12 protein-coding genes are annotated in these 22,856 nt (G+C 51.9%); 5 read left to right on the top strand and 7 right to left on the bottom strand.

Annotation, left to right across the window (positions count from 1 at the left end):
* Window positions 1-47: 47 nt before the first annotated feature.
* Both Q0R57_RS04240 and Q0R57_RS04235 read left to right on the top strand, forming a co-directional pair.
* Entirely contained in the window at window positions 48-1,595 is a 1,548-nt protein-coding gene (locus tag Q0R57_RS04240) for a hypothetical protein (protein ID WP_294744162.1), read from the top strand.
* A gap of 20 nt (window positions 1,596-1,615) precedes the next feature.
* Window positions 1,616-2,860, top strand: a complete 1,245-nt coding sequence (locus Q0R57_RS04235; RefSeq protein ID WP_294744161.1) for a hypothetical protein — start codon at window positions 1,616-1,618, stop codon at window positions 2,858-2,860.
* Here Q0R57_RS04235 and Q0R57_RS04230 read toward each other — a convergent pair.
* The 6 genes from Q0R57_RS04230 to Q0R57_RS04205 all read right to left on the bottom strand — a co-directional run bounded on the left by Q0R57_RS04230 (window position 2,857) and on the right by Q0R57_RS04205 (window position 17,782).
* Window positions 2,857-3,651 (bottom strand): glycosyltransferase, encoded by a 795-nt coding sequence (locus tag Q0R57_RS04230; protein ID WP_294744160.1) that lies wholly within the window; start codon window positions 3,649-3,651, stop codon window positions 2,857-2,859. The two genes, Q0R57_RS04235 and Q0R57_RS04230, sit on opposite strands and share 4 nt — an antisense overlap.
* Entirely contained in the window at window positions 3,648-4,496 is an 849-nt protein-coding gene (locus Q0R57_RS04225; RefSeq protein WP_294744159.1) for a glycosyltransferase, read from the bottom strand. Before Q0R57_RS04225 ends, Q0R57_RS04230 begins: the two co-directional genes overlap by 4 nt.
* Window positions 4,497-4,534: 38 nt before the next feature.
* Window positions 4,535-5,398 carry a glycosyltransferase family 2 protein gene (locus tag Q0R57_RS04220; protein ID WP_294744158.1) on the bottom strand — a complete coding sequence of 288 codons (864 nt, stop codon included), beginning with the start codon at window positions 5,396-5,398 and terminating at the stop codon, window positions 4,535-4,537.
* On the bottom strand, window positions 5,382-6,725 hold the full coding sequence (locus Q0R57_RS04215) for an MATE family efflux transporter (RefSeq protein WP_294744157.1): 1,344 nt from the start codon (window positions 6,723-6,725) through the stop codon (window positions 5,382-5,384). Before Q0R57_RS04215 ends, Q0R57_RS04220 begins: the two co-directional genes overlap by 17 nt.
* A gap of 281 nt (window positions 6,726-7,006) precedes the next feature.
* Window positions 7,007-7,744 (bottom strand): TraX family protein, encoded by a 738-nt coding sequence (locus Q0R57_RS04210; RefSeq protein ID WP_294744156.1) that lies wholly within the window; start codon window positions 7,742-7,744, stop codon window positions 7,007-7,009.
* 258 nt (window positions 7,745-8,002) lie between these two features.
* A complete protein-coding gene (locus Q0R57_RS04205) occupies window positions 8,003-17,782 on the bottom strand; it encodes a LamG-like jellyroll fold domain-containing protein (protein ID WP_294744155.1) in 9,780 nt (3,259 codons plus the stop codon).
* Between the two features lie 184 nt (window positions 17,783-17,966).
* On the opposite strand from Q0R57_RS04205, the gene Q0R57_RS04200 reads away from it, so the two are divergent.
* Window positions 17,967-18,149: a hypothetical protein gene (locus Q0R57_RS04200; protein WP_294744154.1), complete on the top strand. Its 183-nt coding sequence runs from the start codon at window positions 17,967-17,969 to the stop codon at window positions 18,147-18,149.
* Here the strand turns inward: Q0R57_RS04200 and Q0R57_RS04195 are convergent.
* On the bottom strand, window positions 18,140-19,141 hold the full coding sequence (locus Q0R57_RS04195; protein WP_294744153.1) for a Fic family protein: 1,002 nt from the start codon (window positions 19,139-19,141) through the stop codon (window positions 18,140-18,142). The genes Q0R57_RS04200 and Q0R57_RS04195 overlap by 10 nt on opposite strands.
* Before the next feature lie 624 nt (window positions 19,142-19,765).
* On the opposite strand from Q0R57_RS04195, the gene Q0R57_RS04190 reads away from it, so the two are divergent.
* Window positions 19,766-21,043, top strand: coding sequence for a DUF4143 domain-containing protein (locus Q0R57_RS04190; RefSeq protein WP_294744152.1), 1,278 nt, complete (start codon window positions 19,766-19,768; stop codon window positions 21,041-21,043).
* Between the two features lie 1,350 nt (window positions 21,044-22,393).
* Window positions 22,394-22,856: Na/Pi symporter (locus tag Q0R57_RS04185; RefSeq protein ID WP_294744151.1), on the top strand; the 463-nt coding region annotated here is incomplete at its 3' end.

The raw sequence follows: 22,856 nt of genomic DNA, 5'->3' as shown, positions 1-22,856 counted from the left end.
TCGCAAATAAATTTGCATTTTCGCTCGCTTATTCGTATCTTTGCAGCATGAAAAGACTTGTCTATTTAATATTGGTACTGGCATGCGTAAAGGGCTATTCAGCAGAAGGGCCCGAGAAAAGCATCATGCTTGATGAATTTGTGGTGAAGAATGTTGACTGGTGCGAGACAAGACTGGACAACGTGCATTATATCATGACCACAGGCGGGCCCGTCAAGGTGCAGGTTTATCTGGAAGGCAGAAAGATAAACCTAAGACTGAAGAATGAGAATCCGAGGGAACTCATATATTATATAAGGTGTAATGGGTTTGTACATCCCTACAGCGAGCCCGTGGGAAAAGAGAAGGTGGATGCGGAATATACCTATACGAAGACGCTGGCTGCAGGCAAAGAGGATGTGTACACAATAGGTCACAGAAGCATGATTACGGTGATAGGTCATGGTGGTGTGCCTGACGAGGCGAAGGACCTGGACAAAGCCTATCGCGACATGGTGTATGCTGGTTTCGACGTCAGTTTTTGGAATGGCAGGCTCATCAATACGGGAATGATGATGAAAGCAGCCCGAAGGAATGGCATCAAACTGATTGCGGGTGGAGGAAACCTCAGCAGCTATAAGATGCTGGCCGATAGTGTCAAGAGATACAAAGAAACCGTGTATGGATACTACATTGGCGACGAGCCGTTTCTGAAAAAAGTTGAAAGATATAAGAATCATGTCATTATTAATGACCTGATACCCAGAGTAAAAGCCATCAACGATGTAGACCCTGACGCCTACATACGTATCTGTCTGAATCCGATATATGGACCAGAGAGTCAAAATCCCGACGGCTCATATAACAACCAGAAATATGCTGAGTATATTGATTCATGCATCACGAGACTACAATTAAAGACGCTTACCTTCGATAACTACTCCGTTATGTGGTCGAGAGGCGACGAGGTGCTCAGACGCCAATGGTTTGATAATCTGGAGATTATACGCAGCCAGAGTATAAAACACAAGATTCCGTTTTGCGGCTATGTGCTGTCGGCACAGCACCTGATATACACGATGCCTACGCTAGGCACCATGCGACTGCAGATGTATGCGAACTTGGCCTACGGTGCCAAGTCGATAGCCTACTACACCTACTGGCACAGATGGATGCGAGGAGAGGGGTCGTACGCTGCCCCTGTAGATACTTTTGGACAACGGAGGGCAGAGCTGTATGAAAATGTGAACAGAGTGAACGAGGAGATGGCACGCATCAGCAGTCTGTTTGCTGAAGGAACGGTCAAAGAGGTGTATCACATCAATGGCGCACCATCGAACGAGCTGGTAAAGCCCTTGACGGCAGACCGTCTGCCCAGAAATATTGAGTCACTGAGCATTGAAGGCAACAAGAGTGCTATCGCCTCGATGATAGAAAAGGGGAAAGATGCGTACCTGGTCATTGTGAACAAGGACTTCAGAAACCCGGTGAGGTTGCATATCAAGGGTAATAAAAAGCTGTATCACGTGTCGAAATGCACGCTGCAAAGCCAAGAAATAACTACTGGCGACTATATCATAGAGGCCGGAGATATAATAATATTCAAATATTTATAAGGAAGAAAGCATTTTCGTTCATGAACAAGATAGAATCTTTTGTATATAATAAGGTAAAGAACAATTATGTCATAAAAAACCTGGTGCGTAATGCCTATCAGGGCTTTTATGATTTATTGCCAAACTATGAATCAAAGTTTTCGATGCCTCCCATCCTTAAAGAAAATTCGTTCTTTGGCTTCCATGATGTAACTCCTTTTAGCGCTGATGGCAGTAAGCATTTGGCCTACAGGTTGAACATTCCTTTGAAAATGCCCACCCGTGACGATTTGCTGGAGGTGGGCTATTGGACTGGTGAGAATTTCTCGGAATGGAAACATGTGGGTGAGACAGGCGCTTGGAACTATCATAAAGGCTGTCGCCTGCAATGGGTCGATGCCAATACTTGCATCTTTAATGCTGTGGCCGATGGAAAGTTGTGTGCTAAGATGATTCAGGTGGAAACGGGACAGAATACTATTCTTTCCTGGCCCATAGATACGGTGAGTCATGACGGAAAACTGGCAGCAACCTTTAGCTATGAGCGTCTGCAGGCTATGATGCCCGGCTATGGCTATCTCTATGGCGACGAGGATGCGTATATGGACGAGAAGGTGAGCAGCAAGACAGGACTGTTCCTGATAAACCTTCATACCAACGAGCGTCAGTTGCTGTTCAGTCTTAAACAGTTGTCGGAACTGCAGCATGAGCCCAGTATGGACGATACGCTCCATTTCGTTACCCATACCGAGTTCTCCCGTGATAACCGCTATCTGTCTTTCCTCCATCGCTGGTATAAAGGCACTTTCCATCGAACCCGTCTCATAGTCTATGACTTACAGCAGAAGCAGCTCTATGTGTCGCCAACCACTGGCATGGTGTCACATTACAACTGGAATGCCCTGAATGGCATTATTGCTTATTGCCGCATGGAGAATGTTGATTCTCATGTGTATTTCTCCGGGCCGGACATGAAAGAGTGGAAACGTTGTGCTTATCCTCAGATAAATGTTGATGGACACCAGCATTTTATTGACAACGACTGGTTCCTGGTGGATACCTATCCCGACAAATGGCGCCATGCCAAGCTGTATAAGGTAAACAAAGATACCAACGAGGTAGTGCTCTTAGCTGATGCCAAGAGTCCCAAGCAGTTTGTGGCTCCTGATCCTCAGCATTGGTGGAAATGTGACCTTCATCCCCGTTGTGACCGTCAAGGCCGTTGGGTGTCGTTCGATACTGTCCACACAGGCATCCGTTCCCTGTGCATCATGCCCCTGACCTAATAATAGGTCTTCAAGATATAACTCAGGGCCTCGTAGTTATACCGGCAGTACTTTCTTCGGCGGAAGGTGCCTGTTGAGGCATGCTCTGTGTCTCTTACTCTTATTTGCGGGTTGTATACCACCTTCAACCCATGCTTTAAGCATAGTTCCCCCAGATAGATCTCCTCGCAGAACAAGAAGACAGGGTAGTCAATGATGCCACATCTTTTGAAGTATTCCTGAGTCAGGATGATAAACGATCCATGGCCGGCATATATCTCTCCTGGTTCGTGTTTAATGAGTTTTTTTGATTTATAGGCCGTATGCGTATAGAGGTTGTAGAGTGGGGGAATGCTGAATAAGAAGCGTAATATCTGCAATTTCCTTTTGGCATAGCGACGCATGATCTTCGGGTTGCGGTCACGATGCTCCGTGTCTGAAAATATCTGTGGGGCTATCCATCCTAAGGTTTTGTTCGCTGGCATTTCTGCCAACTGCACAAAAAAGTCCTTCTCCATCACCACATCCACATTGCTGATGATGCTATAGTCGTAAGACATGGGATCATATCGCTTCATGCCCTCGCTCACGGCCCCGAAGTACCCTTTGTTCTCACCAGTATTCACAACCTTGAGCGAAAAGGCCTGAGGCGCATAGTCAATGGTTTCAGCAGGAACGCTGTTGTCTATGGCTATGACATCCAACTGTAAGTCGCCTTCAGCAGCCTTTACAGCCAGGTCAATAGACTGGAGATAATGTTCCAGCCGGTCCTTTGAGTGATAATTTACGCAATATATAGCTACTTGTTTCATTTCTTAATACCTTTTATTCCTTCCTTGATGCCACGCCACATATACTTCCAGCATTCCCTGCCATTCTCCACTACGAAGGGAAAATAAAAGAACCGCGCAAAGAACTTGACACCATAGCTGATTTTCCATTGCACGGGCACATAGCCTCTTCTTGCCAGCACCAGATAATTGCGGTATAGGTAGAAATACCTGAAAGGCGCAGAGATGCCAATGACATATTTACCGATGTGCATTTCTTTCTGTCCGATGGTGTGTGCCATACTGATATGTGGCGTTATGCCACACACATACCCCTTGGTATGGGCTCTCCAGCACCACTCATCGTCCACGAAGTCAATAAACAGCGCATCCTCGAAGACACCCACCTCCTCGAATAATTCTTTTCGGATGCAGCTGCCAGAAGAGATGATATGCTTACGAAGAATGAAGTCCTGGTTCACAAACTCCTTTTTGTGGAAGACTGATTTGTATTCTTCTCCCGTCTCGCGTCGACAGACCGTTGGTCCCAAAGCCGAAAGACGGATACCTTTTTGGCGCAGTGCCTCATATTCAGCAGTAATCCTTTCCGCGTAGTTATCCTCCCAGCGGCTGTCTTGGTCCATGAAGACGATATGCTCCGTTGGTCCATGCTGCATAATATGCTGGATGCCTACATTCTGAGCGTGAGCAATACCCTTGTTGCCTCCCAGGAAGATGTAATGCATCAGCTCCACCTGTTCAGACTCAAAGTGTCGCGTCTCCGAATTATCGACAATCGCGCCGGGGTATAGTTGTGCCACGTGCTGCAGGTGATGGATGTCATCATCTGTAGGATTGAAAAGTACGATTACCAGCGCAGTTGTCATTTATCTTTATTTTTGTCTTGTTTCACAATAGACGATGTTTAGTAACGCCCTCTCCTGATGCGTTTCTTATACATAATCTTATAGTAGAGATACTTGAAAATGGAGCCATACCCCAGTGAGCGCAGCATCACATAATAGTTGCGGTTACTTCTATAGACCTTGTCTATGTTCATAATCCTGTATCTGATGTTCACATCAGGCGCTTTTGTCTCTGCTGCGCCAAGACAGTTGTTGCCGTGCTGCCGATAGAGCACCAGCTGCTTGCTGATTCCATAGACGATGCCGCCGTCCCTCAGTGTGCAGAGACAAACCCAGCAGTCGTGCATAATTGCTTTCTCAGGACTATAGTGAGAGTAGCATGTCTTCGATAGCTTGTTGAACAGCATGGTGCACCCTGTTGCGATGGATGTATGTCCCCCCGTATCTTCAAATGTCTTGATATATTGAGGATGAATTCCCGTATAGCGCCACATGGAGTCATAGGTGATATTCAGGTGCTCATCAACGACGTGCAAATCCGTAAAGACGACAATGGGTTTCTGTGGATGCTCATCTTCCAGACGTTTCATCTCCAGAATCGACAAAGCTATCTTCTCTGGCATCCACACATCATCCTGGTCACAAAACATGTAGTAAGGAGCCTCCACCTTTTCCATCATGCTCAGGAAGTTCTTGCATGGTCCGCCTTGTGGTGGATAATCCAATAGTGTAACCTTTTCCGGATATTGCTCAGCGTACTCTTTGACAATGGCTACGGTACCATCCTTAGATCCGTCATCATGCACATACAGATGCCAGTCCTGACAGGTCTGGGCCAATAGCGAGTCTATTTGTTCCTTCAAATAAGTCTCTCCGTTATAGGTTGCCATGAGAATGGCTATGCTGTTATTCGTCATTGTCATTTGTTGTTAACTGTTTTCGTGGAAATAACTGATAGTATTTCCATGCGTTGGCAAGTACTCCAGGGATGTTGACCAGACACATCACGCAGACCAGACTAGTTACTGTGCCAAAGGTCTTACAGACATACCACGCCAGCGGATAGAACACAATGGTAGCCCCAATGATGAATACCAGTTGGATTTTCAACTGGTTCAGTCCGTTCAGTATGTAGGAATAGCGTTGGCTGAGGCTGAGAATGAAAATATAGGCGGCCGTACACACCGAGAGCTCGAAAGGAATATGTACCTCGTCGCCAATCCATATCTGATAGACCACTTCCGATACCATCACCATCACCGTCAGCAACAGGAAGATACCCACCATCAGCAGGTTGAGTTTATGCGATGAACGGCGAATCCATTTGTAGTCTTTACGGCTATAGGCATCGGCTGTGGCATTCCAAAACGGGATGCAGATGGTGCTGAAGGCAACAAAGGCTATATTGAAGTATCGATATGCTACCTGATAGGGCGTCACCTCGGCAGGCGAGAACCATTTGCTGATGAGGATGTTCGTAGTCATAAACAGCAGCACACCGCAAATCTGAATGACGAAGAACTGAATACCCGTGGAACAGAGACTACGTGCCAGCTTCAGGTCTATATGCCTAAGGGTAGGGCGGTACTGCGGATAAGCTTTGAGGAATGTATAAGGTATGAATGCCGCCCATGTCAGAACCAGTGAGAAAGTATTGACAAACACAACCAACAAGAGCGAGTGTACATCAAGCAGATAGAGAATATATGTCAGCACCAAAGCCAGCGTGTGACCTATGCAGACTATCAGGTTGTTGACTGCAGGCAACTGTATGCCCATATAGAAACTACCCGTTGCCTTAAGGATAAAGGTGGTTGATGCCAGTACCAGGGCTACGCTGAGAATCGTGTTCAGGTCGTGGGTCTTCTCCGCATCCACTCCCAATGCCCCATACATGTCGAACCCCCATATCACCGCAAAGAGAACCAGCAGGATCGGAATGACAATCACCGCCAGCATGAAGAAAGTAGAAGAGACGGCTTTCTTGACACTTTCATCGTCTCCAATGGCTACATAATGTGACACGGCATTACGCAAGCCGTTGCCCAGTCCGATGTCCATCAGGTCTATCCAGATCAGTATGCTGCTGATAGTCAGCCATACACCATTATTATATACACCCAGAATCTTGAGCGTCAGCGGCACCATCAGCAATACAATGATAGCCGACCATCCTTTAATGGCAAAGGATGCAACTACATTCTTTAGAAGTAGTCTGGTTCTGGTATCGTTGTTTTGACAGAAGCTCATGTGTGAAACTTTTCAATGCAAAGGTAGTGAAAATCGAGTGAATTGCAAAGAAAAACACAATTTTTCTTTCAATTCCGAGATGCATCCTACCTTCATCTGTGCTCTCTGTGTGCCCTTAAAAAATATTTCTGTGATTTCACTAGTGTCCGGTTAAATTTTCCAGAACATTAATTAAATTCTTAATTTTCAGTGAGATACAGCGATTTTAAAATTTTCCGATTTGATTTTGTATCTTTGTACTGTCTCATATATGCCCAAGTCCACTCTTGCCGACCTCACGGTTATTGGAAACAACGGGCCAGCAGGCCTATTACCGCCATGTGGGCGGGATAGTAATAGTAGAAGAACTTGCCGAGCCACTTCAGCCGTCCTCGCTGGCCGTTGTACATCGCCAGCAGCGGCACTGCCAGCCAGCAGGCCAGGTGGACCATGCCGTAGGTGGGACTGTGGAATATGAAGAAGGCGACGGCGTAGAGCGAGATGATGGCCATCATCCAGAGCATCTGCTTGTGGAAGCAGCCCCGGTTACGGCCTATCATGAGTATGGCCAGCGGGGCGGCACAACTCCAGTCGGAGGTGCAGGTGAGCAGGCAGGCCACCAACGTAACACCGACCTTCTGCCATCGGGCAAGTCGCTCCATGTCCCATACTTTCAGCAGTATCAGCCCCCAGAGCAGCGGCCAGGCGATGCTCGTGGCATTGAAGAGCAGGTTGCCGAGCGGGTTGAAGCCTGACATATTGAAATAGCAGAAGGCAAAGTGGCTCACCACAGCCAGCATGAGCAGACGGCGCAGATAGTGGCGGAAGTTACGGGTGTGATGATAGCCCTCGGCCACGAAGAATATCATCATCGGGGCCGTCAGCCGTCCGATGCAGTGCAGGAATATCTGCGTCGGCGTCTCTGCCTGCTCGTAGGTCTCGATGCCCACCCATGCCAGGTGGTCGATCGTCATGGCGACGATGGCGATGACCTTCAGTGCGTTGCCGCTCAATTCTTTTTCCGTCATTACTCTAATCATAATGTTTACGATGTTATCTGATTACTTGCCTATCATCCGTGGCTCCACGCGGTGCAGGTAGCGCAAAAGGAAACGGGGATGTACCCCGTCTCCTCGTTGTAATTGATATTATTTCTTCAGTTTAATTACGACCTTGAGCTTTGCTCGAGCTCACTCACGCTCGGAAGTGAGAGATTTTTCTCTCTCACTTCACTCGCTTAATCGTGACCTTGAGCTTTGCTCGAACTCGTTCACGCTCGGAAGTGAGAGACTTTTCTCTCACTTCACTCGCTTAATCACGACCTTGTTGCCGTGGTGGATATACACGCCGGACTGGGTAGGCTTGCGGCCTATCTTGAAGCCCTGCAACGTCCACCAGTCGTCATCATCGTCATCGTCAGCAGCGATGGTGCTGATACCTGTCCGCATTTCGCTCAAGTCGATGACGTAGGGATTCCACGGTGTGCCGATGTTCACGTCGCTGATATAGGTCTGTGTGTTGTCGATGACCACCATCTCACCATTGATACAGGTGCGCAACTCTAACGGCTGTCCGCTGCCCTCACCGGCGATGATGAGATAGTAGAGTCCGCCGTTGGCACGAGTGGCGCCGCGGCACTCGCCACCGATGTAGGCAGCCACCTCGCAGGTGTCCACGCTCTGCTCACCGTCCTTCAAGGCAATCACCATCGACATGTTGTCGGGATAGTTGCCTACAGTAGGAGCGAAGAGTCTCGTCTTCTGACTTTCGGACTGAGACTCAGCATTGAGGAGCGTCCTTCTTGCCGCCGCACGTCTGGTGCCTGTAGCGTCAGGATAGACAAACGACTTCTCCTTGTCGGCCGTGCTGTTATACATATAGCCGTGTCCGCCCTCCATCACCTCCAGGCTGCCTTCCCAGCCGTTCTGACTGTAGAAGGCTATGCCATGCTGCGACTTCACGCAGTCGCCCACCTGTGGGTTGGCGGCAGCCAGTGCCATGTCGAGGGTCATCGCCGTCAGTGGCGTATAGCCTATCCAGTTCCATCCCGGTGTCAGCGTGACGGGTGTTTCCGACAGCTTCAGCTGCTCACCCGTTACGGGCACCTGCTCAGGCAATTGCTGCCCCTCCACGACGGGGGTAATCTTCACCTTGTACATCGTGGCGGCCTGTATCTGTGCATCCTCCGGCATCCAGTTGTTGCCGTCGCAGAAGATCATCGACGTGGTCTTGTCCTTGATGAAGACATCCCACGGTGTCAGCAACGGGAATACGGCGGCGGGACGCTGGTCGGCAGGTCTCACACCCAGTGCCACCCAGTTCCAGTTTGTGGTCAGCTTCAGGTTCTGCTCCACGTCGGTACCCTTTGTCCAGATGACGGGCTGGTCAAACGAACCTCTTACGGCATTGAGCTGGAAGCCGGTTTCAACGGCGGAACCGTTGAACGCGTTGATACGTACATCCGTATAGGCAATGCCTGCCGAGGCATCCCAGATGCGGAAGCTGATGGGTTTGCCGGCATCGGTGTCGCCGTTGCCATAGACGGTCATCGTCACGTAGGCTGCGCCGCGCACCCGCTCGGGTGACGCCACGCCACGGCACTCGTCGCCGATGAAGGCGGCCACCATGCTCTCCGAGTTCTCTATCAGGATGCCGCCGATGCGTACCTGTCCGATGTAGTTCATCTGGTGCTCATACTTCGTCGGGTCAACGGTCCACTGGGGCTTCTCGCCGCGCACCTTCATCACCACGCGCAGCGGCTCCTGTATCTGGTTGTTGCCCTGCACGCCGATGGTCACCTCGTAGTTGCCCACAGGCACCAGCGGGTTCACCTGGAAGCGCAGCACCTTCGTGGAGAGAGGGCTGACTTCGTCGGAAGCAGAACTTCCGACGACGGTGAGCCACTGAGGCATATTATATAAGGTGTAGTACTCCGTATTGCCGCTCTTGTTCTCGATGGTGACGTCGAAGGTGTGGCTGTCGCCGTACTTCTTGATGATGTTCACCGAGTCCTTCATCCACTTCAGCGTGTTCTGCTGCACGTAGGCCGTCCAGCGGATGGGCAGCGACGTGTTGCCGTGCAGGTCATGGATGCGGTCTACGGTGACGTTCAGCGTCGTTCCCTCGATGTCGCGCGGCGAGATGCCGGCACCTGTCAGGTTGATGACCACCTTGCGCTCAGATGCCACCGGCGAGGCGATGAGGCGCGTCTCGTCGGGAGCGTTCTTCAGCGGCGGCGTATGGGTCAGCAGGTTGTCCGCGTCGAAGAGCATCTCCTTGGCCGACCCTGCCGCCAGGTTGGGAGCCATGTTCTCCATCGTCGCCACCTTCGTCGTTACACCGTTTTCCTCACCCGTCTTCTCGAACGGATAGTAGGCCACCAGTCCGCGCGAATAGACGTCGGTGGTGTCGATGGTGTTGTAGATGTTGCTGAGCAGGCGGCTCTCGCTGAGTGCCGCATGCCAGATGCGCAACTCGTCGGCGAAGGCCTGTATCTCGCTGGCCTTTCCTATGACGAGCCTTGAACCCTCGATGGGCGGCACGTCGCGCTCGGCAATGACGGCCGTGCGCTGTCCGTCCAGGTAGAACGAGGCGGCCTGTCCGCGCACCACGTTCAGTGCCACATGGTGCCATCTGCGCAGGTCGGGGAAGTCTTCATGACTGGCCACCACTATCGACTTCTTGCCATAGTCGAGCACCAGGCTCTGCAGGCTGTCGTAGCGCAGGCGTAGCTTCGACTCACTGGCCAGCAGGTCGCCATCGACGGTAGGTGTGGCGGTTTCGAACACCACCTCGTCCTTGGCGCCGCTCTTGTTGTACCACATCTCGATGGCGTAGCTGTCGCCCTGACCGGTGCCCACGCGTGTGATGTCGGCCTGGGCGCCTTCCGGCTTGTTGATGCGCAGCGAGTAGTTGCGGTTGTTGAGCGTCCACGAGTCATACACGGCAAAGTCGTGCGTGTGGCGGGTGTCGGCGGCAACAGAGCCGTGGCCCTCGTCCATGGGCCAGTAGTTGGCCAGTCCGTAGATGTAGTTGTCCTTGGCCTGATACTTGGTGGCGGCGGCCTCGTGCACGTCGTGGCAGATGTTGTAGAGGCTCAGCCCATGCATGTCGGCCCAGATATAGCCTAAGTAGAGATGGTTGTCGGAAGCGTAGTTCACTACCTGTTTGTTCTCTGCCGTCACAGGCTGGTCATGAAACAGCTCAACGGTGGTGGTGCCATATTGTGCCAGAATGTCGAACGTCATCTTGGCGGCATTGTAGCTCAGGGCAAAGAACACCCACTCGTCCTTCGGCACGGTGTCTGTGCTGACAAACTGTGCCTTGGCAATGGTCACCTTCACGTGGCCTGCGTCGTCGATGCCCAGCGCGAAGTTGTCCGTGCCGGCACCCTGGTGCAGGATGGTGCCCGGATCGTGCCAGTTCAGCCAGAAGTCCATGGCGAAGTCGCCCTTCAGGAACACGGGGTTCACCGTCCTCGGCATATCGAAGAAGGGGATGATCTGGTAGGCCACGTCGTGGTTCACCTCGCTGTTGTTCAGCTTGGCGGTGACGATGACGTTGTCGTCGCCCACATAGCCCGGCACGATGTCCTCGTTGAACTCGATGGCCAACTGGTCGCCGTAGCCCAGAATTCCGTTGGCGGGCGCCGGCGTATAGAGGTTGCGAGGCCGCGTCATGTCCTTGGTGACGGTGACGATGTCGCTATATACTTGGACATTCTCCGTGCCGTAGGGCGTGGTGGTGAAGGCACGGAACTGGTAGTCGCCCTCAGGGAACGAGAGGTTGCTCTTCATCTTCGCCGCATATAGCAGGTCGCCCGACTCGGGCAACAGGGCGTTGCTCACGGCGTCGCGGCCGATGGTGTCGGTGGGATTGACCCACCACGTAAACAGGTCGGTCCACTGCGTGTTGCCCTGGAAGCGGTACTGCACGCCGACGTTCTTCAGGTTCTTGAACTGGCGGTTGAAGTCGGAGAGCTTCATGTCCAGGATGCCGTCCTCGCGGTCGTTGTTGAGCACGGGCTCCTGGATGGCCAGGTCGATAGGCGACGACGACGGCTTGAAGTGGGCGTTCAGCGTCACCTCGTCGTGGATCTTGGTGGGCTGATATTGCGATTCAAACCATATCGTGATGCCTTCGTAGTCCAGCACGCTCTGGTCCGTCTGGCGGATGGTGATTACCTTCGTGGCTGTCTCGCCATGCTCCAGATAGAGCGAGCGTCCGTTGATGGGCACGCCGTCCATGAGTATCTGCAGGCCGTTTTGGTTGGTCTCGTCCATGATTTCCAGGTCGTAACCGAAGTTCTTCCCCTGATGGGCGGTGGCAAGGTTGGTGCAGTAGAGTATCACGTTGGCTTCACCGCCGGCAGGTATGTCGGTCACGGTGACGCTCTTCGCCCCGTTCTCGCCCGGCAGCGAGATTTGCAGGTCGGGGTTCTCCATGCGCGTGGTGCCGTTGCTCAGGGTGTGCTGGCCCGGCTCGTAGTATTTGGTCTTCTCCTCCGGCTCGTAGGGGTTGTACGACTGCCCGCCGAAGAGGCTGAAGATGTCGCTCCATCCCGTCGGCGACTTATAGACATCTACCGAGAAGTCGGTGTCGCGGTTGCCGTCGCTGAACTCATACGCGAATTCGGCGAAGTTCGTCTTGTTCTCGTCGTAGTCGCTCTCTGCCTCCGAGTACTGCCAGCCGTTCTCCGTGTCGATAGAGAGCTGGGTCTTGAACTGTGCTCCGGCCACGGAGTTCTTGCTGGTGAAGCCGCCCTTGATGATGGCGCCTAAGTTGTGCGAGTAGGTATGTGTCACCGTGCTCGTTGTGTCGCAGCGGTTCGAATAGCTGTAGTTGGAGCCGCCGTCGAACGAGACGTTGCGCTGCCAGTAGGTGCCGCGGCCCTGCATGGCTACCACCTTGTCGCGCTCGTTCTCCAGCAGGGTCTGCCGCCAGTGGGCTAACTGGTCGTTACACCACGCCACCTTGTCCTCGGCATAGAACACGTCCTTCTGCTCCCACTCCTCGGGAATGACCATCAGGTAGGTGCCGTCCTGGCCGTAGTTCTCTTCGTCCTCCTTGAGCCAGGTGACATAGACCGGTTCGCTGGCGTGGTTGACGAAGGCTTCTGCCTCGGCCTTGGTGGAGAAGTGCTGGGTCAGGTAGCTGTTGCGCGTCTCCTCCCACTTCGGCATCATGACCGTCTCTATCTCGTAGGCGGAGTACATGAACTTCGTAGTGACGCTGTCGCCTAAGCTCACCGCCACGTCGTCCTTCAGCTCGAAGGGCGCGGTGGCGTTCTCACGGAAGAAGCCCACCTTGCGGCACTGGCCCATGAGCAGGTTGGTGGAGTAGCCGATGAAGACGTCGCCCTTGGAACCCACGTATTGGCTCTCGCCGCTGGTACTTATCGCCTCGGTGGCGGTCACCGTCCAAGTCTTCTCTGTCGATGAGCCGGCGGTAAACGAGTAGTGCAGTCCGCCGCCGATGTCGATGGTGTTGTCCAGGTCGGTGGTCTGGTAGTACAGGCCGATGCCCGACATGAACTTGATGGCAACACCGAGGTTCTGCTCTATCACGAATTTCTCGTCGCCGTAGCCGGCATTGGCGACACTGTTGACCTTGGTCTTTGTCGAGCCGGTAGTCCATACGGTGCGCGACTTGGCACCGGGTGGGTCGCGCAGCACCATTAGCACCTGGTCGGGGCCGTTGGTCACGAAGTTGTTGCCCAAGGGCAGGCTGCCCACCACGATGGCGTCGAAGTTGACGGGTCCGTAGGTGCGTCCTTGGCGCTCTAAGATCATGCCCAAGTGGCGCGTATAGGGGCTCACCACGTTGGGTGCGCCGGTGTGCCACTTGAAGGTATAGCAGCCGTCGGCATCGAGTACCAGCTGGTTCATCTTCAGGTCGTACACCTGTCCCACCTGCTGGTTGTTGCTCTCGTCGGTCACCACGGCAATAATCTGCTGCACGTTGCTCATCTCGTTGGCGACGGTGACCACCTGGCCCGCCAATTTGATGGTGTCGGTGACAACCTCTGCGCCGTCGTAGTTGTGGTAGGTCTCGTAGCCGAAGACCTTCATCTGGTATTCGTCGCCCATCTGGTAGATGGGATAGCCGTACTTATAGCTGACGGCACCGTTGTCGTCGGTCCACAGGTCGCTGACGGTGAACTTGCCCAATGCGTCCTCGCCTTGGTAGTCCTTCATGCCGAACACACCGGCGGGACTGCCCGGCTGGCTGATGTCCATCTGGGGCTCAGCATAGTGGGTCTTCACCATCTTGGTGTTGTACGTGTAGTTGTGCCATACCGAGTCGCCCTGCTCGTTGACCTGCAACAGCGAGTCGGTCATCTCCTTCAGCACGTTGCTCAGGTCTATCTGCGGCAGCGTGGTGAACTCGATGTTGTCCCTGTTGTTCTTCAGCACGATGCTCTTGGTGATGTATTTCAGCGGGGGCAGCAGGGCCGAGAACTCGCCCGTCTTTGGGTCTGTGTCTATATAGATGTACTTGGCGTCGCTGCCCTTGCCGGCCCATGCGGTGCTCTGGATGGCGGTGGTGTCGCTCTGGAAGGGGCGTTCCTCGGTGCCCACCTGGTCGTTATAGTAGTTGAAGAGCAGGCTCTCGTTGTTCAGCTTCAGCGTGATGCGTGCCGTGCCGATGTTGTTTTTCGACGCGCCGAAGCCCACGGCCAGCGTGTCGTTGCGCTCACCGCCGCCCACACGGCCCACGAAGTTGACCAGCGTGGAGTCTTGGAAGTCACAGACCACGGGGGCGTTGAACTCGTGCTTGCCCTTCAGCGGGAAGCGGCCCTTGCCTACCATCGTGTGCTCGCCAAGCTTGGCCTCCACATAGTGCTGGCCGATGGGCACGCTGATCAGGTAGCGGCCATTGGCATCGGTCTGCTGCACCTCGCCGTCGTTGGTCTGCAGCTGTCCGTCCACGTAGAACTGTATGCCCTCCACGGGGATGTTGGTGCCGGCATAGGTGATGCGGCCCTCCATGGGGAACGACGAGACGTCCTCGAAGTCGATGTTGTTGGCGATCAGGCTCGTCGGACTGACGAACATGGTACGCGTGACGGGCGCAAACTCGTGGACGCCCAGCTCGGGCACAATCCTGTAGTTGGTGCCGCCCTGCTGGAAGGGTACACCTTTGATGATATAGTTACCCTCGCTGTCGGTCATGCCGTAGAGCTTCAGGTGCTGCGGACAGCTGGCGTCGGGCACCACGTTGACGCCCACCTCGGGGTGGTTCAGCTGGTAGAGGCCGTCCTGACGGGCGATGTCGAAGGCATAGCGCTGCACAGCCAGTCCCTCGTCGAAGGGCCAGTAGAGCACCATGCCGCTCTCCGTGCCGCCCAGGATGCGGGCGTAGTTCTCGGTAATCTCTGCCTCGGTGAGGGCGCGCTGCCACAGGCGTACATCGTCGACGAAGCCCTTGAAGCCGCTGCCCTGTGTGCGCGTAGCCTCCGGACCGCCCAGGCTCAGCGTGGGCAGCGTGGCGGTGGTGCTGCTGACGGCGTTCCATGTGGTGGCTGCTGCGGTCATCGTGGCTTTCTGCAGGGTCTCCGTACCTACGTAGAAGGTCCATGTGCCGCCGCTGTAGGTGGCAGCGACGTGGGTGAAGTCGGTGTCGTCGAACACGAGGTTGGTGAACTCCTTCACCGTCTTTCCGCCCTGCGAGCGGTCGACGGCATAGAGGTGGAAGCGACCGCCCGACTCCTTCACGCCTAACTCCAGGGCGCCGGCTATCTGCACTATCTGCTGCTGCGACGCGCCGCCGGCAAGCGTACTCTGCGGACGGGCCCACAGCTGCAGCGTCAGCGGCTGCTGGCCGTTGAGCACATTGTCATATTTCTCGCTGTTGGCACGCCACTGCAAGCCCGCCCCTTCGCCGTCGATGCGGCGCGAGAGGAACTGCGGCTGGCTGTTGGCATCGTCGGTACTCGACTTGACGAGGTTCACCCTGACGCCTGCAACCGCCGTGCCCGAGCCGTAGGCGATGTGGCCGGTGATGGTGCCGCGGGCCTGCGAGAAGCCGGGCTTGATGATCATGTCGCTCTGCTTCAGCTGCTCGTCGCACAGGGCACCGAAGGCTTGCACCGCATACTCATAGTAGGTGCCGGCCTGGGCGCGGTCGTCGGTATATTCGTATTCGCTGAAGGTGCCGTGCTTGGAGCTGCTCAGCATCACCCAGTCGCTCTCGCCCACGATGCGGCGCAGCACGCGGTAGTAGATGTCGTGCTCCCGGTCGGGGTTCTCCACCTTCCACGCCACCACCACCTTCTGCTCCTCGGTGCCGGTGGTGACCTGCACGTCGCTGATGTAGGTGCTGGAGGGCAGGCTGGCGCCGAGAATGTCGGAGCGGAACTGGGTGTTGTTGACCACGACGCTCACGCGGTACTCCTTGGGGTCGCAGGCCGAGCCGGCGAGCCTCACCTCGGCGGTGTGCTTGTTGGGGTCCAGGCTGAGCTGCTGCTCCTCGGTCCAGGAGTTGCTGCTGCCCGCAGCGCGGCTCTCCACGCTCCACTTCAGCCCGCTCAGGGGGATGTTGTACTCCCACGTCAGGTGTATCTTGTCCGTTTCGCTCTTGTCGTGCGACAGCGTGATGGGTATCTCCAGCTTATTGCTGATCGAGGCCTCGTTCCACAGGTCGTAGGCCGTGGGCGTGCTGCCGTTGCCGTAGCCGGGCAGCTGGGCCAGGTTCTCCCTGTACTTGTTCTCCAAGACCGAGGGCAGGAAGATGACGCGGTAGGTGTACTCCTTGTTGTAGTCGATGCCGTCGTCGGTCAGTTTCAGCGACGAGGCGTCGCCGTTCAGCGTCTCCACCAGCGTGTAGTCGGTGGCAGAGCCGCCCTTCGCGTAGCGGATGACGTACCACTTGCCGTCGTAGCGGCAGGCGACGCTCTGTTCCTTATTGCCGTTGTAGCCCGTCGCCTCGTCCTGGCGCGTCCACGTCACGACGTTCTTCTTGTTCCACTTGTCGAACTCCACCGACACCGATTTCGGCCGCGTGAAGGGCTTCACGAAGAAGCCGTCAGCCCAGGGCTGGCTCAGCGTGTGGTCCGAGGGAACAATTTTGCCTTCATTCTGCGGCTTCGGCTTCACCAAGCCGCGGTATTCCACGAAGACCGGCACGGTGTAGGCGCCCTTGGCCTTGTCTGTCGACGGGGTCAGCGGCCAGTAGCTGTACGCCATGTCCATCTTGCCGTTCGTCTCGTTCGTGAAGGAAATCTTGTTGCCGTCGGCAGTGGTGAAGGTGTTGTTCCTCGAACTCTTATTGTCGTTGTCGTAGTGGTAGTACAGGTTCATGTTGTAGCCCTGTGCAGAATAGCTGTCGTTGCTCCGCTTGTCGGGCACGCCGGCGGCCTTGAAGGTCAGCATACCCCCGTCGCCCCAGTCCACCGAGAGCTTGGGCATCGGCTTTTCAGTCTCAAGACCGCTCAATGTGATGTCTTTCTCGTATTCTATCCAGCCCGCATTGTAAGCATTAACGTCAGTACCACCATATTTCCATGTTACCGTCTGTTTCATCGCGATGCGCTTCACACCGTCTTCAAATGCCTTGGTCGAGGGCGCGTAGTACACTTGGACATTATTACTTTCTATATTGCTTACCCATACCTTTCCCCAGGTATGGTCGACAGTTTCCAAGGGAGTAGTGGATTCTTGCAAATAATCTTTCTTCCACTTCTCGACCAGATGCTTGGTGCCGTCGGATGTCACCAGATAAATCTCTCCTTCGTATAAGAATGTTGATATGGACTGATTATTTAAATTCCTGCCCCAATGACGACCAGAATAATAGTCTTGATTTACTTTGACGTGGAATCCCCAATAGAACTGGCCATTGTCGATGTTGAACTTATCTTTGGTTTCAAAATAGGCATAACTATAATCACCTGCAACCAAAATGTAATCAGAATAGCCATGACATCTGTAATTTCCTCCCCCAGCGTCTGTTTTGGTAAAATCGAATGATTGCTGCTCCGCCCTTGCCTGCGGGCTGCCCCCGATGAGCAGGGCGAGCATGAGCAATAGCACTTGCAGCCCGAGGCCTCCGTGCCTGTTCTTAGTCTTTTTTCTCATATTTATAGTCGTTTGGTTAGTTATTGTTAATATTATTATTATCAGCAGTAGTTGAATATTCGGTACAAAGATACAAAAATTATTTTATTTATGTTCCAATTCGGAAGAAAATTTTCTTAAAAGGACGCATTTTGAGGTACTTATGCCTCATCAGTCTGTCATAATGCCCCCTATCTACACGTTTATGAAAGTTCTTGCCGTGCAAGCGACCTGGGAGCAGGAGGACTATTACCAGTTTCTCAATACCTTGGATATGATGGCTCAGTCGTATGAGCCTGATGGCACTCCCTTTGGAAGAAACTATATCCTATATGCTTATTTCGCAAATATCTCCCAACTTCACTTTCTACCACTCACTCATGCCTGATCCTCCTTTCCGATAACTTCCCAATGGCCAGTTTTATCAGAGCCTATGCGTCGGATGAACTCGCGGCTTTGTAGGGCTTTGATGGTACGGGCGATAGTAGGACGAGAAAGCTGGCAGTATGTGGCAAGCTTCTCGTAAGAATAATTGGGGTACGTACTTATCGCATTCAAGACGGTCTGTTCGGTCTTTGAAAGCTGGGGCGCGACTGCTTTTACAGTATCATTTACAGTATCATTTACAGTATCATCGTCTTCCCGCATCAGCCTGAGCAGGTCAAGTTGGGTGGCTATCACACGGTCGGCAATAAAGTCAACAAAGACCTCTGGACGAGTATGGGCTGCCTCTAACGAATAGATGTATTCATGACGCAGAACAGCAGGAATAATGGCAATGGTAAAGCCGTTGCGCAACAAAGCCAGGTTCATCAGCAGACGCGCCACACGCCCGTTGCCATCCACAAAGGGATGAATGAAGACAAAACGCTGATGCAACGTAGCCGCCAACTCTATTGGGTGCAACTTCTTCTCGTTGTCATTGTACCATTTAACAAGTTTCTGCATCTCAGCAGGAATCTTAGATACTGCCGATACCGCATAACGGCTGCCGCTGATATAAACCTTTACGTCACGATATTTTCCTGCCTTTTCGGCATCTATCTGCTGATAGAACAGGCGATGAAGAGCCAGAATGTCCTCTTCTTCAAGACTTTCCTTTTCGGTAATCTGGTAGATATAGTCGTAGGCCTTGGCATGACCTACTGCCTCGTAATGGTCGCGCAGGGGCTTACCCTCAATCGTCAATCCGTCCTCAATGACTACTTTGGTTTCTGACTCTGTCAGGCTATTGCCTTCAAGGGCATTACTCGTATAAGTGAGCCCTACGCGGTAGTACTCTCTTAACGATTTTAGTGTTTCGGGCGGTAAAGGTCTGTATGCTGACAGCAAACGGTTGTTCTCGTCAGCCTTCTTAAACTTATCTTTCATTTCATTCATACCTCATCCTCCTCATTTCTTTATTTCAACCCCTCCCACGAAGCAGGTCTGCCGACTCCCAAAGGTCAGCTTCCAGTTTGCGTATATTTATCTTTACAGTCATTTGCTTCTGTTTTAAGCAACAAAAATACTAATTTTTCATGTAAAACGTGCAAGAATAAACAAAAATATGACAAAATGCGGCAATTTTCTTTGCCTTTTAGTTCAATTGAGGCTAAAAATCACAAAATTGACACCAATATTTGTGAGATTGAATGGGAACGGGGGGACATGGATGAAGTCCCCTAACACGGCTTTCTTAAAACATAATATAGACTATATTTCTTCGGGGCATGTGAAGCATTTACAGTTAAAGACTGGTACAGTCTACTTAAAGAATCTGGTACAATCTGGTACAATAAACCGAACAAAACAACCACAAATGACCGAATAAAATTACTACAAACGACCGAATAAAATCGTCACAAACAACCGAAAAGTCACAAAAACATTTGGATAATTCAGTACAAATCAGTAACTTTGCACGCAAAAGCGTGCGAGAACAGGCTGCACCTCAGCATAGAGCAAGCTATCTGCATTCGGTTTGCACTGTCCTTGCGCCCTGTAAACAGAACGAATAAAACGATGGAGAATATGTACAAACCAAGAATTGCCGACAGACTGTTGGCTCGCAAGCTGGCAGGTAAAGGTGCCGTATTGATTGAAGGACCTAAATGGTGCGGTAAGACAACGACAGCACGCCAGCAATCCAAGAGTCTGCTTGATTTGGGAGATACGGAAGTCTTGAAACAGAGCAGGCAGATGATGGAAATCAGTTCGAAAACCCTCCTTCAAGGCGAAACGCCCAGACTGATTGACGAATGGCAGACGATAACGGAACTGTGGGATACTATCAGAAATGAAGTGGATAAGCGAAGTGCGTTTTCTCAATTCATCCTGACGGGTTCTACAGTTGCACCACAGGCTGAAGACACTGTTCACAGCGGAACGGGGCGTATTGGCAGAGTCAAGATGCGCCCGATGAGTCTGTATGAGTCTGGAGAATCTACTGGTAGCGTCAGTCTGGCAAAGCTCTTCGATGGCGAAACGTTCGAACCGCAATCCAATAGCATCGATTTGGAGCGTATTGCCTTTCTGACTTGCCGTGGTGGCTGGCCGCAGGCAACGCTGCTCGAAGGTGATATTGCTTTGGATCAGGCCTTTGGCTATGTTGACGACATTGCAGAACGAGATATACAACGTGTAGATGGCGTAAAACGCAGTCCAGAGCGTACACGTCTGCTGCTGCGTTCGTATGCCCGCAATATCTCTCAGCAAGTACCCTACAGCACCATCAAAGCCGATATGCTGTCCAACGACGCAAAAACGCTTGACGAGGATACCGTTGCCGACTATATCAAGGCGCTGAGGAAACTTTTCGTGATTGAAGACCTTGACGCGTGGAATCCCAATATCCGCAGCAAGGCAGCTATTCGTACCAGTGACACCCGTCATTTCGTTGATCCAAGCATTGGTACGGCATCATTAGGTTTGGGTCCCCAAGACCTGATAAACGATTTAAATTCGTTCGGACTCATCTTCGAAGATTTGGCTGTACGTGACTTGCGTGTTTTTGCCGAGGCACTCGACGGAAGACTCTATCATTATCGCGACAGTTCAGGACTGGAGTGCGACACCGTGCTGCATCGTCGTAACGGCACGTATGGACTGATAGAGATAAAGCTTGGTGGCGAGAAGTTGATAAACGATGGTGCCGAGGCTTTGAATACGCTTGCCGATACTATTGACACCACGAAGATGAAGAAGCCTTCATTCAAGATGGTACTGACAGCAGTTGGTCCCTATGCATACCAGCGGCCAGACGAAATATTTGTAGTTCCAATCGGTTGCTTGAAAGATTGACATTCACCATCCTGCCAAGTTGGTCATATGTACTTCTGACTCATAATCTTTTAAAATTAAACATTTAGTCTCTGACAAGAGAGTGTCGTTTCTCGCAAAGTGTATTTATTTCTCGCAGATGGCGCAGATGACGCAGATCTTTGCTGCGCGCACCTGAAGTCTGTCTCTTTTAAATCTGCGAGATCTGCGAGAGATTAAAACCACAAACTTCTGCGAGAGATATAAACCAGTCTTCTGCGAGAGATAGGTATGTCACTTTGGGGTCGTCCGGGACGTTTCTTTCACCCGAGGGAACGTCACTTTGCGGTCGTAGATGCGATACTTTACCCCCCTAAAGTATCATCGGAACGGGTCGCAGATGACGTCGGAACGGATGGAAACAAACATCGGAACGGGTCGTAGGTGACGTCCCTTCGGCTCACTTGCCTTAACGAGTACAAAGGTACTACAATCGCGAAGGACGTTTTCCCATCCTTCCCCGTTCTTCCCCATCTTTTCCCATTATTTCCCATCGTCAGTCATCTATTCTAATTCCATAGTTCACTGATAGCCACTCAACAGCACATGGTGGTACTATATGGTTGGGGCGCAGCACTTGTCTGATAGATGGTGATAGGATTTCGTTGAGCTTCATTGCTTGTTGATTTTTGCTTCCCTGAGGAAACCCTCCCTCTATATTGGAGTTCCCCCTAAAGGGGAACGGAAATATAAGAGGGAAGTGGGGTTTCAGAAGGGCGCCGTCTCCTCGCCCGCATGCTCCAGTTCCGCATCCAACTGGCTCATCACATTCTCATTCATAACTTCATTTCATTGGTTAAACTTTTGAGCGCAAAGTTACGAAAAAGCAGAAACAAATACCCCCTACAATGTATGTACATATAGGGGGTATAACGTGGTAGAAAGAGCCTGATAATTAACGGAATAACTCTTTCAACTTATCTCTGAATTGTAGGGACTGGCGCTGGTCGAGAGCATCTATTTCTTATGGACTTATTGTATTATTCGAATAAACACACACACTACTATACGTTAAACTTGTTTTTCGACTCTCATCGTATGAAACAAGCCGCTTTACCTAACCCTATAAAAACTAATATAAGGAACAATGCTAGGATGATGAATCTCATCCAATTGCATAAACTGATGATTCTATCTGCCTTTTCTCTATTCATTTTCAGTATTATGTATTTGGTTTTATTGCTGCAAAAGTAGATGGAATATGTTACATTAATATTTCAATAATATGATGGAAAGGTTACAAGAGTAAATTGTAACAAGGTTGTAATATCTGCGTAATAGAGTCGTAACACGATTATCATACCTTTGCGACATATTATAGAAAACAGATATATGGAATTAATTATCAACATTTTCTCGTTGATTGGTTCTCTGGCGTTGTTCCTCTTCGGAATGAAAACAATGTCGGAAGGACTTGAAAAGTTTGCAGGCGACCGCCTGCGTAGCATTCTGGCGGCTATGACCAAGAACCGCGTGATGGGTGTGCTGACGGGTATCCTGATCACGGCACTCATCCAGTCATCGAGTGCCACGACGGTAATGGTGGTGAGTTTTGTGAATGCAGGACTGATGACGCTGGCACAGTCTATCGGTGTCATCATGGGCGCGAACATCGGCACAACGGTGACGGCGTGGATTATCTCTGCCGTAGGCTTCAAGGTGAACATCGCGGCTTTCGCTATTCCTCTTTTGGCAGTTGGAATGCCATTAATCTTTAGTGGAAAGGGCAACAGGAAAAGTATTGGCGAATTCATCTTCGGCTTCTCGTTCCTCTTTATGGGATTATCGTTTCTGC

Origin of the sequence: uncultured Prevotella sp., assembly GCF_946407605.1 — a bacterium.
Taxonomy (GTDB): domain Bacteria; phylum Bacteroidota; class Bacteroidia; order Bacteroidales; family Bacteroidaceae; genus Prevotella.
This window is presented reverse-complemented; position numbering and strand designations above follow the sequence as displayed.

Bases quoted from the DNA above. Each gene is read 5' to 3' on its own strand.
- Q0R57_RS04240 (WP_294744162.1), top strand. From the start codon at position 48: ATGAAAAGACTTGTCTATTTAATATTGGTACTGGCATGCGTAAAGGGC.
- Q0R57_RS04235 (WP_294744161.1), top strand. From the start codon at position 1,616: ATGAACAAGATAGAATCTTTTGTATATAATAAGGTAAAGAACAATTAT.
- Q0R57_RS04230 (WP_294744160.1), bottom strand. From the start codon at position 3,651: ATGAAACAAGTAGCTATATATTGCGTAAATTATCACTCAAAGGACCGG.
- Q0R57_RS04225 (WP_294744159.1), bottom strand. From the start codon at position 4,496: ATGACAACTGCGCTGGTAATCGTACTTTTCAATCCTACAGATGATGAC.
- Q0R57_RS04220 (WP_294744158.1), bottom strand. From the start codon at position 5,398: ATGACAATGACGAATAACAGCATAGCCATTCTCATGGCAACCTATAAC.
- Q0R57_RS04215 (WP_294744157.1), bottom strand. From the start codon at position 6,725: ATGAGCTTCTGTCAAAACAACGATACCAGAACCAGACTACTTCTAAAG.
- Q0R57_RS04210 (WP_294744156.1), bottom strand. From the start codon at position 7,744: ATGATTAGAGTAATGACGGAAAAAGAATTGAGCGGCAACGCACTGAAG.
- Q0R57_RS04205 (WP_294744155.1), bottom strand. From the start codon at position 17,782: ATGAGAAAAAAGACTAAGAACAGGCACGGAGGCCTCGGGCTGCAAGTG.
- Q0R57_RS04200 (WP_294744154.1), top strand. From the start codon at position 17,967: ATGAAAGTTCTTGCCGTGCAAGCGACCTGGGAGCAGGAGGACTATTAC.
- Q0R57_RS04195 (WP_294744153.1), bottom strand. From the start codon at position 19,141: ATGAATGAAATGAAAGATAAGTTTAAGAAGGCTGACGAGAACAACCGT.
- Q0R57_RS04190 (WP_294744152.1), top strand. From the start codon at position 19,766: ATGGAGAATATGTACAAACCAAGAATTGCCGACAGACTGTTGGCTCGC.